The sequence below is a fragment of the Mesorhizobium dulcispinae genome, assembly GCF_033977345.1.
In the GTDB taxonomy this organism is placed as follows: domain Bacteria; phylum Pseudomonadota; class Alphaproteobacteria; order Rhizobiales; family Rhizobiaceae; genus Mesorhizobium; species Mesorhizobium dulcispinae.
Window position 1 is genome coordinate 323,919 of the sequence record NZ_JAVIIY010000006.1, and the last position, 13,667, is coordinate 337,585.

Sequence of the window (13,667 nt, forward strand, 5' to 3'; positions counted from 1 at the left end):
GGATGCGCGCAGAAGAGACGGTGAAACATCGGGGCTGATCAGCAAGGTCTGCCGGTTTTTCAGCTGAGGCGCTTGTCAGGAAAAGTTGAAGGTATCGGGAAAAAACTGACACGCATAAAGCCCTATGCCTGGTGTATATGTTGCGCGGACATTCACGCCTTTTCTCGCCGACCCATGGGCGGCTTGCGACCCCCGCGGCGGCAAAGAGAAGAGAAGGGCTAATGCGGGCGGGTATCACTGCAGGCAAGGACGACAAGGCCCGGCGCCGGAGGCTGGCGCGGCGTTTGATCGCCGTGCAGGAAGAACAGCGCCTGCGCCTGTCACGCGAGCTGCACGACGATCTCGGCCAGATGCTGGCGAGCGTCGCGCTGGAACTGCACAGCATTCGCGCGGACTCGGCGGAACTCGATGCCCGCCTCGCGCGCGCCGCTCAATTGATCGACCAGCTGAGCGCCCGGGTGCACGACGCCGCCTGGAGCCTGCGGCCCGCGGACCTCGATCGCCTGGGACTTCGCGCCTCAGTCGAGGATCTGGTCAGCGTGCTGTGCGCTCAGCTCGGCATTCCGGGCGACGTGGATCTCGAAGCCCTGTCGAGGCCGCTCGAGCCGGAAGTCGCCCTGACACTCTATCGCATCGCGCAGGAAGCCCTCACCAACATCGGCAAGCACGCCCGGCCGGGCCGGGTCAGCGTTACGGCCCACATCTGGGACAACAAACTGCGGCTGGCCGTCGAGGACAACGGCCATGGGTTCGACGGCACCGTCGCGCCCGGCTCCCACCATTTGGGGCTTGCGGGCATGAAAGAACGCCTTGCCTTGATCGGCGGCGAACTGACGGTCGAAACCGCCAAGGGCAAGGGGACCGCCATCTATGCCGATGTGCTTTTGAGCGACTGAGCACCCGGACGGATGGCTGCAGCCAACGGCTAACTATTTGTTTTTACACAGTCTGAATGGAAAATGGTGAAACAGTTTTTCTGGCATTGCTTTAAGTGAAGCGTTGCACATCCGAAAGCGTCGGCTGCGGCATACAATCCGACTCATGGGGTTAGGCGGGGGATGGCTTACCCGTTGCGGCCGTTCAGGCCTTGCTGAGACAGACGGGCGTCCCGCGCCAGGCGGGGCAGTTGCCTAGACCATCAAGGACAAGAGGACCCTTCTACGTGATAGGGCCTTTGACAGACTGATGGAGGTTAAGGTGTGCTGCAGGCGCATATTCGTGGTCGACGACCATCCGATCATCCTGTCCGGCGTGGGTGCGATGATCAACAGCCAGGACGATCTGACGATCGTCGGTCTGGCGGCGAATGCCGACGAAGCCCTCGAGGGTATCGGCAAGGCTCATCCCGACGTCGCCGTGATCGACATCTCGCTCCCCGGTGCCAACGGCGTCACGTTGATCGAACGGCTCGTCGAACGGTTTCCCGAGCTCGGCTGCATTGCGCTGACGGCGCATGAGGACCCCGGCTGCCTGCGCCAGGTGCTGGCGGCCGGGGGGCGCGGCTTCGTGGTCAAACGGTCGACCGCGATGGATTTGCTGCAGGCCATCCGATGCGTGCTGGCCGGCGACAATTATGTCGATCCGGCGCTTGCCGCGCGCATCCTGAGCCCGCGCCATGGCCCACAATGCGATCCGGGCAATCTCAGCGAGCGGGAGCGGTCGGTGATCCAGCTGGTCGCGCTCGGCTACAGCAACAAGGAGATATCCTCGCGGCTGAACCTCAGCATAAAAACCATCGAAACCTACCGGACCAGGGCAACCGACAAGCTGGAGCTCCACTCCCGCGCCGCCATCGTGCGCTTCGCGCAATCGAACGGCTGGCTGGCCGAGCTGCAGTAGCGGCCGGTCGGCTGGCTCAGAGTTTGTAGAAGCGGCGCACGATCTCCCAGGCTTCTTCGGCGGTGTCGACGAAATCGATGATGTCCTGGTCGCCGGGCGAGATCGTGCCCTGCTCGGCGAGGAAATCGAGGTCGATCGCCCTTTGCCAGAACGCCTTGCCGAACAGGATAACCGGCACGCGCTCCATGCGCCCGGTCTGGATCAGCGTCAGCGTCTCAAAGAATTCGTCCATCGTGCCGAAACCGCCCGGAAACACAGCAACGGCCTTGGCGCGCATGACGAAATGCATCTTGCGGATGGCGAAATAGTGGAAGTTGAAGCAGAGCTCCGGCGTCACATAGGCGTTCGGCGCCTGCTCGTGCGGCAGCACGATGTTGAGGCCAATCGACGGCGCGCCGACATCGTCGGCGCCGCGGTTTCCGGCTTCCATGACGCCAGGCCCGCCGCCGGTGACGACGACGAATTCGCGGTAGTAGGAGGAGGCCGACTGCTGCGAGCAGAGCCGGGCGAACTTGCGCGCCTCCTCGTAGTATTTGCTGTTCAGCTCGAGGTTCTTCTTCTGCGTCTCGTTCTTCGCCGCCCAGGCAACGCCGCCCGGCTCCGGCAGCCTGGCGCCGCCGAACAGGATGACGGTCGAGCTGATGCCGCGTTCGGCGAGGATCATCTCCGGCTTCAAGAGCTCGAGCTGGAGGCGCACCGGGCGCAATTCGCGCCGCGTCATGAAGTCGGGATCGTTCCAGGCCAGGCGATAGGTTTCGGCGCGCGTCTGCGGCGTATCCGGCACGCTTTTGGCACGCTCCAGATCCTCGTCCGAATGTGGCAGCGGCGTCCAACCCGCCTTTTCCATGGGAGTCATCGAATCCACCGTCCTAAATTCCCTTACTTGCGCCGCGCCGTGACGCAACCGCGATTGACCCCCCCAAAGCCTTCACATAGGGTCCGCGCGATTTCAAAACAGGTTAAGGCGCAGCCCTTAACAGCTTTGTAATGGAGCAAATTCATGTCCATGCCCGATCTGGCGAGCCTCGAAAAGACCGTCGAAAAGGCCTTCGAGGAGCGCGATACGATTTCGACCGCGACGCGCGGCGAAACGCGCGACGCAATCCAGTCGGCGCTGGACCTGCTCGACCGCGGCGTGGTCCGCGTCGCCGAGCGGCAGGATGACGGCAAGTGGCGCGTCAACCAGTGGCTGAAGAAGGCGGTGCTGCTCTCCTTCCGGCTGAACCCGATGGAGATCATCAAGGGCGGTCCGGGCCAGGCGGTCTGGTGGGACAAGGTGCCGTCGAAGTTCGATGGCTGGAGCGCCGTCGATTTCGAGAAGGCCGGCTTCCGCGCCGTGCCGTCCTCGGTCGTGCGCCGCTCGGCCTATGTCGCGCCGGGCGCGGTGCTGATGCCGTCCTTCGTCAATGTCGGCGCCTATGTCGATTCGGGCACGATGGTCGACACCTGGGCCTCGGTCGGCTCCTGCGCGCAGATCGGCAAGAACGTGCATCTTTCAGGCGGCGTCGGCATCGGCGGCGTGCTTGAGCCGATGCAGGCCGGTCCGACCATCATCGAGGACAATTGCTTCGTCGGCGCGCGCTCCGAGGTGGTCGAAGGCTGCATCGTGCGCGAAGGCTCGGTGCTCGGCATGGGCGTGTTCATCGGCCAGTCGACCAAGATCGTCGACCGCGCCACCGGCGAGGTCTTCTACGGCGAGGTGCCGGCAAATTCCGTGGTCGTGGCCGGCTCGCTGCCGGGCAAGCCGCTGCCCAATGGCGAGCCGGGCCCCAGCCTCTACTGCGCCGTCATCGTCAAGCGTGTCGATGCCAAGACCCGCTCCAAGACCTCGATCAACGAGTTGCTGCGCGATTGATCTTTTCCGGAAACGGACGCACCTTCCGCCGGCGCGACATTCGGTCGCGCTGGTTCAACGGAGGGGCGTCATGGACTGGAAATATCTGCTGACAAGCTTCGACGGCCGCATCAACCGCGCCAAGTTCTGGGCCGGCATCGGCGTCTTCATCGTCCTTGCTATTATTGCCTTCATTCTCGATTCGATCCTCGGCACGCGTTTCACCACGGCCGGCGGCGACCAGATCGGCATCGTCGGCATCCTCGTCATGCTGGCGTCGATCTATTTCGCGATTGCTCTCTATGCCAAACGCTGGCACGACCGTAACAAGTCGGGCTGGTGGACGCTGATCGGCCTTATCCCCATCATCGGCGGCATCTGGCTGCTCATCGAACTGGGCATCCTCGAAGGCACCAGAGGCGCCAATCAATACGGACCGGACCCGCTTGCCTGAAAAAGCAGACTTCATCTGGCTCTTCTTCAAAACCTCGGGCCGCGTCAGCCGCGCGGCCTATTTCCTCGGTGGATTGCTGGTGGCGCTCGTCCAGGCTTTCCCGCTCTACCGCTTCACGCTGGTGCCGGAAGGCTCGGCCGAGAGCAACATGTGGTCGTTCGTCTTCTTCCTCACCTTCCTCGCCTCGCTATGGTCGAACATCGTGCTGGCGGTGAAGCGGCTGCACGACCTCGACAAGCCCGGCATCGCGGCGCTGGTGCTGTTCGTCCCCGTCGTATCGATCATCGCCTTCCTGGTGCTCTGCCTGTTTCCGGGACAACCCGGATCCAATCGCTACGGCAGCCGCACCAATGCGCCGGCTGACCGCTGAGCGCCAAAGCGACCATGCGCTACCGCACGCTCGATCCGCAACTGATCATCGAGACCGCCAAACGGCTTGAGGAGCGGGTCGCCGAGCGTTTTCCGGAAGCCGGCCTGCGCGGTGTCGCCGGCGAGCTGGTCTCGCTGTCGGGCGACCTGGCGAAGGCCGCCAAGGAGCTGGAGGCGCCGATCTGGTGGTTGCGCGGCGTCATCGTCGCGGCTGTCGTCGCCGGCGCTTTGGTCTTCCTGTTCGTCGGCACCATCTTGCCGCTCGGCCGCTTTTCCGGACCCAACGACGCCGTTCAGTCCGTGCAAGGCATCGAATCCTCCCTCAATGTGCTCATCCTCGCCGTCGTCGGCTTCCTGGCGCTGATAAGGGCCGAGGAGCGCATCAAGCGCAAGAAGGTGTTCCGGCAACTGCATGGCCTTCGATCGCTGATCCATGTCATCGACATGCACCAGCTGACCAAGGATCCAGCGACACTGTCGGCCAATTTCAAGCCGACCGCGCATTCGCCGGCACGCATCACCAACGCAGCCGACCTCGCGCGCTATCTCGACTATTGCTCGGAAATGCTGTCGATCACCGGCAAGATCGCGGCGCTGTTCGCCCAGTCGGTCAACGACGACGTAGTCGTCGACGGGGTCAACGATATCGAAAACCTGGCCTCCAACCTGTCGCGCAAAATCTGGCAGAAGATCACGCTGATCGAGGACCACCGCTGACTTCGTCCGGCGTCAACCCGGGCGAGCCGCGCCTGTCCGCTTCCGCCCGACGCACCAGCGCGACGATGCGCTTTGTCAGCGGCACCGGCACGCCGGTCTTTTGCGCGAGCCGCAGGATCGCGCCCTGCAATTCGTCGATCTCGGTCGGCCGGTCGCGCTGGAGATCGTCCCACATCGAGGAGCGGGCGTTGGGGTCGATGGCAAGCATGCGCCGCGCCAGCAGTTTGAACAGCCAGTCCGGCAATCGCAGCACCTTCGGCAACAGCGCCGGCGGCAGGGCGGCAATCCGCGCCGTCTTGATGCCCGCGGCCTTCATCGCGCCGAGCGCCTCGTCGATCTGGTCGGCAAGGATCTGCCGCCAGCGCCGATCGGCCAGCTGCGTGGCCAGCGGCAGGCCGCAAAGCGCCACCAGCGCATTGTTCAGGTTGAAGAGCAGCTTGCTCCACTGCACCGCTTTCATGTCGGCGCGGGCTTCGACGGCAAGCCCATCGACGTCGAGCAGGTCGACAAGGCCCTCGACCCCGTCATCGATCATCACGTCGCCCTCGCTGGCGCGATGAACCCGGAACGGTGTCTCTCCATCCGGCGACTGAACCACGTTGAACAGCACCATGCCGGCAAGCACGTGCCGGCCGGGAAGCCCGGCGCGCAGCCGGTCGGCATTGTCGACGCCGTTCTGCAGGCTGATCACGACGACGTCCCGGCGACCGTGGGCGGCGATCTCGGCCGCCATCTCCTGCGTCGCGCCGCTCTTCACCGCCACAAGGACAATATCCGCGTCGCGCAATGCGGTTGCCGGATCGTCGGTGGCCACAAGCGCCTGCGCGGCGATGCGGCGGTCGCGGCCGTCGAGATCGCTGACCCGCAGCCCGTCCTTGCGCATGGCCTCGACAATGCGGCCGCGGCCCAGGAAGACGACCTTGCGCCCGGCGAGCGCCAGGCAGCCGCCGGCATAGCAGCCGATGCTGCCGGCACCGGCGACGGCAATGGTTTTTTCTGCCTTGGCCATGCAATCGCCCCGACTTGGCTCGCAACTATACGACATGAAAACCATAATGTCGGCGGCGTGATCGCCCACCATGACCGACCGTGACAGGCTCGTTGCTTTCGACTATCGCTTTGCCCATGAAATTGCCGACCGATCCCGCCCGGAACCTTGCCGTCCTGATCCGCTGTCCTTCCGTGACGCCCGCCGAAGGCGGCGCGCTGCAGACGCTGGAGGACATGCTGGAGCCGCTCGGCTTCTCCGTCGAGCGGCCGGTGTTCTCGGAGGATGGCACGCCGGACATCGAAAACCTCTATGCGCGCCGCTCCGGCAACGGCCCGCATCTGATGTTTGCCGGCCATACCGACGTCGTGCCGGTCGGCGACGAGGCGGCCTGGACGCATCCGCCCTTTGCCGCCGAGATCGCCAATGGTGAGATGTATGGCCGCGGCGCCGTCGACATGAAGGGCGGCATCGCCTGCTTCATCGCCGCAGTGGCGCGCCATATCGAGAAGAATGGCGGCCCGAAAGGCTCGGTGTCGCTGCTGATCACCGGCGACGAGGAAGGACCGGCCATCAACGGCACGGTGAAGCTGCTCGACTGGGCGGCCGCCAAGGGCGAGAGATGGGACGCCTCGATCGTCGGCGAGCCGACCAATCCGGACGCGCTCGGCGACATGATCAAGATCGGCCGGCGCGGCTCGCTCTCCGGCAGCGTCATCGTCAACGGCCGCCAGGGCCACGCCGCCTATCCGCACCTTGCCGACAATCCGGTGCGCGGACTGATGAGCCTGGTCGACGCGCTGCTTCATCCGGTGTTCGACAAGGGAACCAGGGATTTCCAGCCGACCAATCTGGAAGTGACGTCGATCGATGTCGGCAACCCGGCGACCAACGTCATCCCGGCCAGGGCGACGGCCACCTTCAACATCCGCTTCAACGATACGTGGACCGCCGAAACCATCCAGGCCGAGATCCACAACCGGCTCGACCAGGCGGCCGGCCGCAAGAAATACCGGCCGGGCAAGAAGACCGCTATCGACTATGAGCTTGTCTGGCGCGACCGGCCGAGCCATGTATTCCTTACCCGCGACGACAAGCTGATCGACACGCTGAGCAGCTCCGTGGCAGCGGTGGTCGGCAAGTCGCCCTCGCTCTCCACCTCCGGCGGCACGTCGGATGCGCGCTTCATCAAGGATTATTGCCCGGTGGTCGAGTTCGGGCTGGTCGGCAAGACCATGCACATGGTGGACGAGCGCGTGGCGGTGGCCGATCTCGAGACGCTGACGCGGATCTACGAGCGCTTTATCGAGGACTGGTTCGGACAAGGTCTGACGTGACCATGCTCTCAACGGACGAAACCTTTGCTTCGCTGGCTGGCGCCTGGCGGCTGATGTTGGGTAAGGCCGACGGGCTGCGCATGCTCGACCTTTCGGCGGACGGTTTCTGGAATTCCTTCTTCGCCATCATCGTGGCATTGCCGGCGCTGATCGTCGGCTGGGTCGGCATCGCCAACGAGATCGGCGATCCGAACGCGTTCGCCGGGCGGCTCAGCATGCTCATCCGGCTGGCAACCGTCGACATCGGCTCCTGGGTGCTGCCGCTGGTGGTGCTGGCGCTGGTCGCGCCGCGCGCCGGCATCGGCGGACGCTTCGTCCATTATGTCGTCGCCTCCAACTGGGCCTCGGCGATCATCGCCTGGCTGATGCTGCCGTCGGCGCTGCTCAGGCTCTTCCTGCCCTCGACCGACGAGATCAGCGGGCTGGTCTCGCTGCTTCTGTTCGCGCTCTCGATGGTGCTGACCTGGCGCATGACCAACGCGACGATCGGCAAGGGGCCGGCCGCCGGCACCGCTGTGTTTGCCGGCATGTTCGTGGCCTCGCTGCTCGTCCTGTTCGGGCTGCAGGCGCTGCTCGGCATCGACATGCCGGACGGCGCGAGGGGCTGAAGTCGGATCGAGCGGCGGTCTTCCAATTCGTCGTCGGCCTGGTATGATAGTTTCACACCGTCTCTTCCGGTAGAGAGCATATGTCCGCCACCGAAAAACGCACTTTTAGCCTGCCGACAGAGCAAGCCAACTTTATAGACCAGCTCGTCCGGTCAGGCGCGTATGCAACCAGCAGCGAGGTCATCCGCGCCGGGCTTCGCGCCCTGCGGGAACGCGATGCCGCCGTAGAGCGCTGGCTGCGCGAGGAGGTCGCTCCGACCTATGATGCCTGGAAGTCAAATCCCGGCAAGGGCATCTCACCGGAGGAAATGGCCGAACGGGCGCGCAGGCGCCATGAGACTCGTTTGCAGAAGAAACCGTGAAGCGTCGCGCAGTCGTCTACACGCTTGATGCCGGCGACGATCTCGATCGAATCTACAACCTCATTGCGGAAGCCAGCAGCGCGACCACGGCCGACCGCTACGACAGTCGCATACGGGCCTTCTGCGAGCGCCTCGAATATGGCTCTGAACGCGGCACGCGCCGCGATGACGTGCGGCCTGATCTTCGTGTCGTCGGATTTGAGCGCCGCGTAACCGTTGCTTTCATCGTGGAGCCGGAACGCGTGGTGATTTTGCGCCTGTTCTACGGCGGCGCGAATTGGTCTCACGATCTGGCAGAGGGCGACGCTGACTAACCGGTTTGGCCCGCGGATTGCGGATAATCCACCCCGACAAGAAACAGCCCATCGGGCGGCGCCACCTGACCGCAGGCGGCTCGGTCGCGCGTTTCGAGCGCCGCCTTGAGATCGGCGGCGCTCCAGGAGCCGTCGCCGACCCGCCGCAAGGAGCCGACCATCGAACGCACCTGGTTGTGCAGGAAGGAGCGCGCCGAGGTCCGCACCTCGATGAGGTCCCCGGCGCGGGTCACGTCGAGGCGGTCAAGCGTGCGGACCGGGCTTTCGGCCTGGCACTGGGTGGAGCGGAAGGTGGTGAAATCATGCCGCCCGAGCAGCACCTTCGCCGCCTCGTGCATGGCTTCGGCATCGAGGCGTTTCGGCACCCACCAGACCTTGCCTTTTTCCAGCGCCGACGGCGCGCGGCGGTTGAGGATGCGGTAGAGATAGTGGCGGCCGGTGGCCGAGAAGCGCGCGTCGAAATCGTCAGCGACGACCGCCGCCTTCAGGATGGCAATGCGCGCGCCGGCAGCCTGCAGATGGGCGTTGACGGCATCGCGCACCTTGTCGCCCGCCCAAGCTTTGGCGAGATCGACATGCGCCACCTGGGCGGTGGCATGCACGCCGGCATCGGTGCGGCCGGCGGCACGTATCCTTACCGCTTCGCCGCAGAACCTTTCGATCGCCTGCTCGATCGCCTGCTGCACCGAGAGCTGGTCCGCCTGATGCTGCCAGCCGGCGAACTGGCTGCCGTCATATTCGATATCGAGCCGAAAACGCGGCATGCCAGCTCTACATCTGCGCTCGCCTAGGCGGCCAAAGCGGTGAAAGCCGAAGCGTAGACCAGCTTGCCGGCCTCGGGCGCTTCGCCCCAGGCCAGAGCCTGTAGCGCCTCGCCCTGGTATTCGCTCTCGAACTTTTCGGCCCGGGCGTGAGTGTAGCCGAAGCGACCGTAATAGGCCGGATCGCCGAGCACCACGGCCAGCGTCTCGCCCGCTTCCTTGAGGCGGATATGGGCCTCGCGGATCAGCGCGCCGCCGATGCCGGTGCCGTGGAAGGACGGCTCGACCGCCAGCGGCGCCAGCGCCACGGCGGCAAACCGCTTGCCGCCATTCTGCACGAAAAGCCTGGAAAACAGGATGTGGCCGACAACCTGGCCATCTTCTTCGGCAACCAGTTCGACGACGGTGTCGCCACCGGCCACCAGCGCGTCGACCAGGCCGGCCTCCGCCTGCTGGCCGAAGGCATGCTCTTCGACGAGGCGGATCGCCTCGCGATCCCGCGGCGTCGCCGCGCGTATCGACATCATGCTCATTTGAGTTTCGTTCCTTTTTCGATCTTGGCCCCGCGCAGAAACTCCTGCGCGGCGGCGGGCCTTCCGCCCGCCCGTTGAACTTCGACCAGCCGGACCGCGCCTGACCCGCAGGCGACCGTCAGCCGGTCATCGAGAATACCTCCCGACTCGCCGACGCCATCAGATAGCGTCGAGCGAAGCAGTTTCAGCCGCTCCATGCGGCCACCAATTTCGACCTCGCACCACGCGCCCGGGAAGGGCGAGAGGCCGCGAATGTGATTGTGGACTTCGCCGGCAGGCCGCGTCCAGTCTACGCGCGTCTCCGATTTATCGATCTTTCGGGCGTAGGTCACCCCTTCCGTCGCCTGCGGGGTAAATGTCAGACAATTTATCCCCAACTGTGCGAGTGCATCCACCATCAGCGAAGCGCCCTGAGCCATCAAGCGGTCGTGCAATTCGCCGGCGGTCATATCGGGTGCGATGGCGCATTTTTCAACCAATGCCACCGGACCGGTGTCCAGACCCTCCTCCATGCGCATCACCATCATGCCGGTTTCGGCATCGCCGGCCATGATGGCGCGCTGGATGGGCGCGGCACCGCGCCAGCGCGGCAAAAGCGAGGCATGGCCGTTGAGACAGCCAAGTCTGGTGGCCTCCAGCACGGGCTTCGGCAGCAGCAGGCCATAGGCGACGACCACGGCGACATCGGCCTGCAAGGCGGCGAAGGCCTGCTGCTCGGCCTCGCCCTTGAGCGAGGTCGGCGTCCGCACCTCGAGGCCGTGCCGCTCCGCCTCGCGTTGCACCGGCGAGGGCGTCAGTTCCAGCCCGCGACGGCCGGCGGCGCGCGGCGGCTGCGTGTAGACGGCCGCGATGTCATGGCCGGCCTCGGCGATGGCGCGCAAGGTCGGCACGGAAAAATCCGGCGTGCCCATGAAGATGACGCGAAGGGGCATCGTGTCCTGCGATCCTGTTTTGTGCTTGCGCCGCGGGCCCGCGTAGGCACTCGCTTCAAAAGTCCACCAGTTTCAGGTCAATTCCGTCGAATCGAGATGCAGCCGAAGTCGCGCTTCCGCTCGGTCTCGATCTCACGCATCGTATTGGCAAATTCGTCGTCGATTGCGTTTTCAGCCGCGTACGCCGAGCGGATCGCATCCCATGCCGAAAGATGCGGTTCTGGGCTGGCTTCTGGAATATTTCTGATCAGCATGTCGCCCATTGAAAACCTCAGCCTGATATACTCTGGCTTTGGCTACCCCACCATCTTGCCTGGCGCCTTGTCCTTGGCGAGCTTCTTGAATTTCCTCACCACCATGTCGCGCTTCAGCTTCGAGATGTGGTCGATGAACAGCACGCCGTTGAGATGGTCGATCTCGTGCTGCAGGCAGGTCGCCATCAAGCCTTCGGCCTGCATCTCCTGCAGCTTGCCGTCGCGGTCGAGATATTTCACACGCACGGCGGCGGGACGCTCGACCTCGGCATAGTAATCGGGAATCGACAGGCAGCCTTCCTCATAGACAGAGCGCTGGTCGGAGCTTTCGAGGATTTCCGGATTGATGAATACATGCGGCGCCGGCGGCTCGCCTTCCTTGGCAAGGTCGATGACCAGCAGGCGCCGCGGCTCGCCGACCTGGATCGCCGCCAGCCCGATGCCCGGCGCGTCATACATGGTTTCCAACATGTCGTCGGCGAGCTTGCGCAAATCGCCGTCGACGCGCTCCACCGGCTTGGAAACCTGGCGCAGGATCGGATCAGGAAGAATGATGAGCGGCTTGATCGACATGGCGTCTCACCTAAGACCTCGCCACAGAAGCGTCAACCGGGACATCTTTCGCCTGTTCACGTTTTGATCTGTGCCGACGGGCCGAATCGGCTATGCTGCCGGCATGAACGACATGACCTTGATCCTTTCGCAACCGGTCGCGCGGCTCGGCGCCACCACGATCACGCTCGGTGAGGCGCTCGGCTTCGGCGCGCTTCTGCTGCTGGCGCAGTTCCTGGCGCTCGTCGTCGCGTTGTGGCGCGCCGGAAAGGCGCGCGCGATTGCCGCGGCGGAGACCGCCGATCATGCGCGCGATACCGAGGCGCGGATGGCAGACATCCTGCAGGCGCAGGCCGAGATGCAAGGGCGCATGGGCGCGATCGCCGAAGTGTTCGGCGCCAGGCAAGCCGAGCTCACCCAATCGCTCGGACAGCGGCTCGACGCCATGACCGGCCGGCTTGGCCAGACCATGGCCGAGCAGACCAGGTCGACGCATGAGAGCCTGGCCAAGCTGCAGGAGCGGCTGGCGGTGATCGACACGGCGCAAGGCAACATCCAGTCGCTTGCAGGCCAGGTCGTGCAGCTGCAGGCAATCCTCTCCAACAAGCAGACGCGCGGCGCCTTCGGCCAGTCGCGCATGGAGGCGATCATCGCCGACGGCCTGCCGCATGGCGCCTATGAGTTCCAGGCGAGCCTTTCCAACGGCAGCCGGCCGGATTGCCTGGTGCGGATGCCGAACGGCGCGCCGATGCTTGCCATCGACGCCAAGTTCCCGCTGGAGGCCTGGAACGCCATCCGCGCCGCGGAGGGTGCCGACCTGCAGAAGGTGGCGGCGCAGGCATTCCGGCGCGATATCGAGGTGCATATCCGCGATATCGCCGAGAAATACCTGATCCAGGGCGAGACGCAGGACACCGCATTCATGTTCGTGCCGTCGGAATCGGTGTTCGCCGAGATCCACGAGAATTTCGAGGCCGTGGTGCAGAAGGCGCACCGCGCCCGCGTCGTCATCGTCTCGCCGTCGCTTTTGATGCTGTCGATCCAGGTCATCCAGGCGATCCTGAAGGACGCGCGCATGCGCGAGCAAGCGCATCTCATCCAGGGCGAGGTCATCCGCCTGATGGAGGACGTGGCGCGCGTCGACGAGCGCGTGCGCCGGCTGCAGACGCATTTCGGCCAGGCGGCCAAGGACATCGACGACATCCTCGTTTCGACGTCGAAAGTGACCAAGCGCGGCCAGAAGATCGAGGCGCTGGAATTTGCTGAAGGGGAAACCGAGGCGCCGCGCCAGGCGAAGGTGGAGGCTGGCGCGCGCGTGGCCGATTCCAAGACGGGCCAATTGCGGCTCAGGGTCGTCGAAGGCGACGACTGATCTCTACTGCTCCTCGACGACCCTCGTGCCCTCGAATTCCGGCAGCCAGTGCAACGCCGAGCGATGCCAATACTGCGTCCTCGGCACGAGCTGGTCACGCTGGCGCGCCGTGCCGGTCCTGATGCCGTAGACCTTCGGCCCGTCGCCGACCGACGTGGCATAGAGATGCGAGCCGCACTCGCCGCAAAAGCCCTGAGCCCGCTTGGCGCCGCTCGACCCGGTCTTGATGTAGACCTTGGGCTCGCCCTTGGTGATGCGGTAGTCCTCCTCGGGCACGCGCACGGTGACGCGGAACGCGGTGCCGGTCAGTTGCTGGCAATCCGTGCAGTGGCAGATCGAGGTTTTTTCGGGATCGACCTCCGCCTCATAGGTGATGGCGCCGCAATGGCACCCGCCGTCGATTCTCATCGGGAATACTCCGCAAAAGGTTGCTTCGCTCGA

19 protein-coding genes are annotated in these 13,667 nt (G+C 64.7%); 11 read left to right on the forward strand and 8 right to left on the reverse strand.

Annotation, left to right across the window (positions count from 1 at the left end; all coding sequences use genetic code 11):
* The first annotated feature begins 221 nt into the window (after positions 1-221).
* Both RFN30_RS16315 and RFN30_RS16320 read left to right on the forward strand, forming a co-directional pair.
* The gene (locus RFN30_RS16315; RefSeq protein ID WP_320263105.1) at positions 222-896 is read left to right on the forward strand and encodes a sensor histidine kinase; all 675 of its coding nucleotides are present in this window, start codon (positions 222-224) and stop codon (positions 894-896) included.
* Positions 897-1,197: 301 nt separating this feature from the next.
* Entirely contained in the window at positions 1,198-1,839 is a 642-nt protein-coding gene (locus tag RFN30_RS16320; protein WP_320263106.1) for a response regulator, read from the forward strand.
* Positions 1,840-1,855: 16 nt separating this feature from the next.
* On the opposite strand, the gene RFN30_RS16325 is transcribed toward RFN30_RS16320, so the two are convergent.
* The gene (locus RFN30_RS16325) at positions 1,856-2,695 is read right to left on the reverse strand and encodes an LOG family protein (protein WP_320263107.1); all 840 of its coding nucleotides are present in this window, start codon (positions 2,693-2,695) and stop codon (positions 1,856-1,858) included.
* 144 nt (positions 2,696-2,839) lie between these two features.
* Here RFN30_RS16325 and dapD point away from each other — a divergent pair, with 144 nt between their 5' ends.
* From dapD to RFN30_RS16345, 4 genes are all read left to right on the forward strand, one after another.
* Positions 2,840-3,694 carry a 2,3,4,5-tetrahydropyridine-2,6-dicarboxylate N-succinyltransferase gene (gene dapD / locus RFN30_RS16330; protein ID WP_320263108.1) on the forward strand — a complete coding sequence of 285 codons (855 nt, stop codon included), beginning with the start codon at positions 2,840-2,842 and terminating at the stop codon, positions 3,692-3,694.
* A gap of 70 nt (positions 3,695-3,764) precedes the next feature.
* On the forward strand, positions 3,765-4,127 hold the full coding sequence (locus tag RFN30_RS16335; RefSeq protein ID WP_320263109.1) for a DUF805 domain-containing protein: 363 nt from the start codon (positions 3,765-3,767) through the stop codon (positions 4,125-4,127).
* Positions 4,120-4,497, forward strand: a complete 378-nt coding sequence (locus RFN30_RS16340; protein ID WP_167484095.1) for a DUF805 domain-containing protein — start codon at positions 4,120-4,122, stop codon at positions 4,495-4,497. Before RFN30_RS16335 ends, RFN30_RS16340 begins: the two co-directional genes overlap by 8 nt.
* Before the next feature lie 14 nt (positions 4,498-4,511).
* Positions 4,512-5,213: a hypothetical protein gene (locus tag RFN30_RS16345; protein ID WP_320263110.1), complete on the forward strand. Its 702-nt coding sequence runs from the start codon at positions 4,512-4,514 to the stop codon at positions 5,211-5,213.
* Here RFN30_RS16345 and RFN30_RS16350 read toward each other — a convergent pair.
* Positions 5,188-6,222, reverse strand: a complete 1,035-nt coding sequence (locus tag RFN30_RS16350; RefSeq protein WP_320263111.1) for a 2-dehydropantoate 2-reductase — start codon at positions 6,220-6,222, stop codon at positions 5,188-5,190. The two genes, RFN30_RS16345 and RFN30_RS16350, sit on opposite strands and share 26 nt — an antisense overlap.
* Positions 6,223-6,338: 116 nt before the next feature.
* Between RFN30_RS16350 and dapE the strand changes: the two genes are divergently transcribed.
* The 4 genes from dapE (at position 6,339) to RFN30_RS16370 (ending at position 8,822) form a co-directional block, all read left to right on the forward strand.
* Positions 6,339-7,538, forward strand: coding sequence for a succinyl-diaminopimelate desuccinylase (gene dapE / locus RFN30_RS16355; protein WP_320263112.1), 1,200 nt, complete (start codon positions 6,339-6,341; stop codon positions 7,536-7,538).
* Between the two features lie 2 nt (positions 7,539-7,540).
* The gene (locus RFN30_RS16360; protein ID WP_320263148.1) at positions 7,541-8,146 is read left to right on the forward strand and encodes a transporter; all 606 of its coding nucleotides are present in this window, start codon (positions 7,541-7,543) and stop codon (positions 8,144-8,146) included.
* Between the two features lie 80 nt (positions 8,147-8,226).
* Entirely contained in the window at positions 8,227-8,508 is a 282-nt protein-coding gene (locus RFN30_RS16365) for a type II toxin-antitoxin system ParD family antitoxin (protein WP_320263113.1), read from the forward strand.
* Positions 8,505-8,822 (forward strand): type II toxin-antitoxin system RelE/ParE family toxin, encoded by a 318-nt coding sequence (locus RFN30_RS16370; protein ID WP_320263114.1) that lies wholly within the window; start codon positions 8,505-8,507, stop codon positions 8,820-8,822. Before RFN30_RS16365 ends, RFN30_RS16370 begins: the two co-directional genes overlap by 4 nt.
* Here the strand turns inward: RFN30_RS16370 and truA are convergent.
* From truA to def, 5 genes are all read right to left on the reverse strand, one after another.
* Positions 8,819-9,586 carry a tRNA pseudouridine(38-40) synthase TruA gene (gene truA, locus RFN30_RS16375; protein ID WP_320263115.1) on the reverse strand — a complete coding sequence of 256 codons (768 nt, stop codon included), beginning with the start codon at positions 9,584-9,586 and terminating at the stop codon, positions 8,819-8,821. The genes RFN30_RS16370 and truA overlap by 4 nt on opposite strands.
* 23 nt (positions 9,587-9,609) lie before the next feature.
* A complete protein-coding gene (locus RFN30_RS16380) occupies positions 9,610-10,116 on the reverse strand; it encodes a GNAT family N-acetyltransferase (protein WP_320263116.1) in 507 nt (168 codons plus the stop codon).
* Positions 10,113-11,048 (reverse strand): methionyl-tRNA formyltransferase, encoded by a 936-nt coding sequence (gene fmt, locus RFN30_RS16385; protein WP_320263117.1) that lies wholly within the window; start codon positions 11,046-11,048, stop codon positions 10,113-10,115. Before fmt ends, RFN30_RS16380 begins: the two co-directional genes overlap by 4 nt.
* A gap of 77 nt (positions 11,049-11,125) precedes the next feature.
* Positions 11,126-11,311 (reverse strand): hypothetical protein, encoded by a 186-nt coding sequence (locus RFN30_RS16390; protein WP_320263118.1) that lies wholly within the window; start codon positions 11,309-11,311, stop codon positions 11,126-11,128.
* A gap of 33 nt (positions 11,312-11,344) precedes the next feature.
* Complete coding sequence (gene def, locus RFN30_RS16395; RefSeq protein ID WP_192249310.1) at positions 11,345-11,875, reverse strand: peptide deformylase; 531 nt, start codon at positions 11,873-11,875, stop codon at positions 11,345-11,347.
* Positions 11,876-11,978: 103 nt separating this feature from the next.
* On the opposite strand from def, the gene RFN30_RS16400 reads away from it, so the two are divergent.
* Positions 11,979-13,226 carry a DNA recombination protein RmuC gene (locus RFN30_RS16400; RefSeq protein WP_320263119.1) on the forward strand — a complete coding sequence of 416 codons (1,248 nt, stop codon included), beginning with the start codon at positions 11,979-11,981 and terminating at the stop codon, positions 13,224-13,226.
* A 3-nt stretch (positions 13,227-13,229) separates the two neighbouring features.
* On the opposite strand, the gene RFN30_RS16405 is transcribed toward RFN30_RS16400, so the two are convergent.
* Positions 13,230-13,634 (reverse strand): GFA family protein, encoded by a 405-nt coding sequence (locus RFN30_RS16405; RefSeq protein WP_320263120.1) that lies wholly within the window; start codon positions 13,632-13,634, stop codon positions 13,230-13,232.
* Positions 13,635-13,667: the final 33 nt, after the last annotated feature.

Excerpts from the sequence above, each read along its gene's own strand:
- RFN30_RS16315 (WP_320263105.1), top strand. The coding sequence starts at position 222 with ATGCGGGCGGGTATCACTGCAGGCAAGGACGACAAGGCCCGGCGCCGG.
- RFN30_RS16325 (WP_320263107.1), bottom strand. The coding sequence starts at position 2,695 with ATGACTCCCATGGAAAAGGCGGGTTGGACGCCGCTGCCACATTCGGAC.
- dapD (WP_320263108.1), top strand. The coding sequence starts at position 2,840 with ATGTCCATGCCCGATCTGGCGAGCCTCGAAAAGACCGTCGAAAAGGCC.
- RFN30_RS16335 (WP_320263109.1), top strand. The coding sequence starts at position 3,765 with ATGGACTGGAAATATCTGCTGACAAGCTTCGACGGCCGCATCAACCGC.
- RFN30_RS16345 (WP_320263110.1), top strand. The coding sequence starts at position 4,512 with ATGCGCTACCGCACGCTCGATCCGCAACTGATCATCGAGACCGCCAAA.
- RFN30_RS16350 (WP_320263111.1), bottom strand. The coding sequence starts at position 6,222 with ATGGCCAAGGCAGAAAAAACCATTGCCGTCGCCGGTGCCGGCAGCATC.
- dapE (WP_320263112.1), top strand. The coding sequence starts at position 6,339 with ATGAAATTGCCGACCGATCCCGCCCGGAACCTTGCCGTCCTGATCCGC.
- RFN30_RS16360 (WP_320263148.1), top strand. The coding sequence starts at position 7,541 with ATGCTCTCAACGGACGAAACCTTTGCTTCGCTGGCTGGCGCCTGGCGG.
- RFN30_RS16365 (WP_320263113.1), top strand. The coding sequence starts at position 8,227 with ATGTCCGCCACCGAAAAACGCACTTTTAGCCTGCCGACAGAGCAAGCC.
- truA (WP_320263115.1), bottom strand. The coding sequence starts at position 9,586 with ATGCCGCGTTTTCGGCTCGATATCGAATATGACGGCAGCCAGTTCGCC.
- RFN30_RS16380 (WP_320263116.1), bottom strand. The coding sequence starts at position 10,116 with ATGAGCATGATGTCGATACGCGCGGCGACGCCGCGGGATCGCGAGGCG.
- fmt (WP_320263117.1), bottom strand. The coding sequence starts at position 11,048 with ATGCCCCTTCGCGTCATCTTCATGGGCACGCCGGATTTTTCCGTGCCG.
- RFN30_RS16390 (WP_320263118.1), bottom strand. The coding sequence starts at position 11,311 with ATGGGCGACATGCTGATCAGAAATATTCCAGAAGCCAGCCCAGAACCG.
- def (WP_192249310.1), bottom strand. The coding sequence starts at position 11,875 with ATGTCGATCAAGCCGCTCATCATTCTTCCTGATCCGATCCTGCGCCAG.
- RFN30_RS16400 (WP_320263119.1), top strand. The coding sequence starts at position 11,979 with ATGAACGACATGACCTTGATCCTTTCGCAACCGGTCGCGCGGCTCGGC.
- RFN30_RS16405 (WP_320263120.1), bottom strand. The coding sequence starts at position 13,634 with ATGAGAATCGACGGCGGGTGCCATTGCGGCGCCATCACCTATGAGGCG.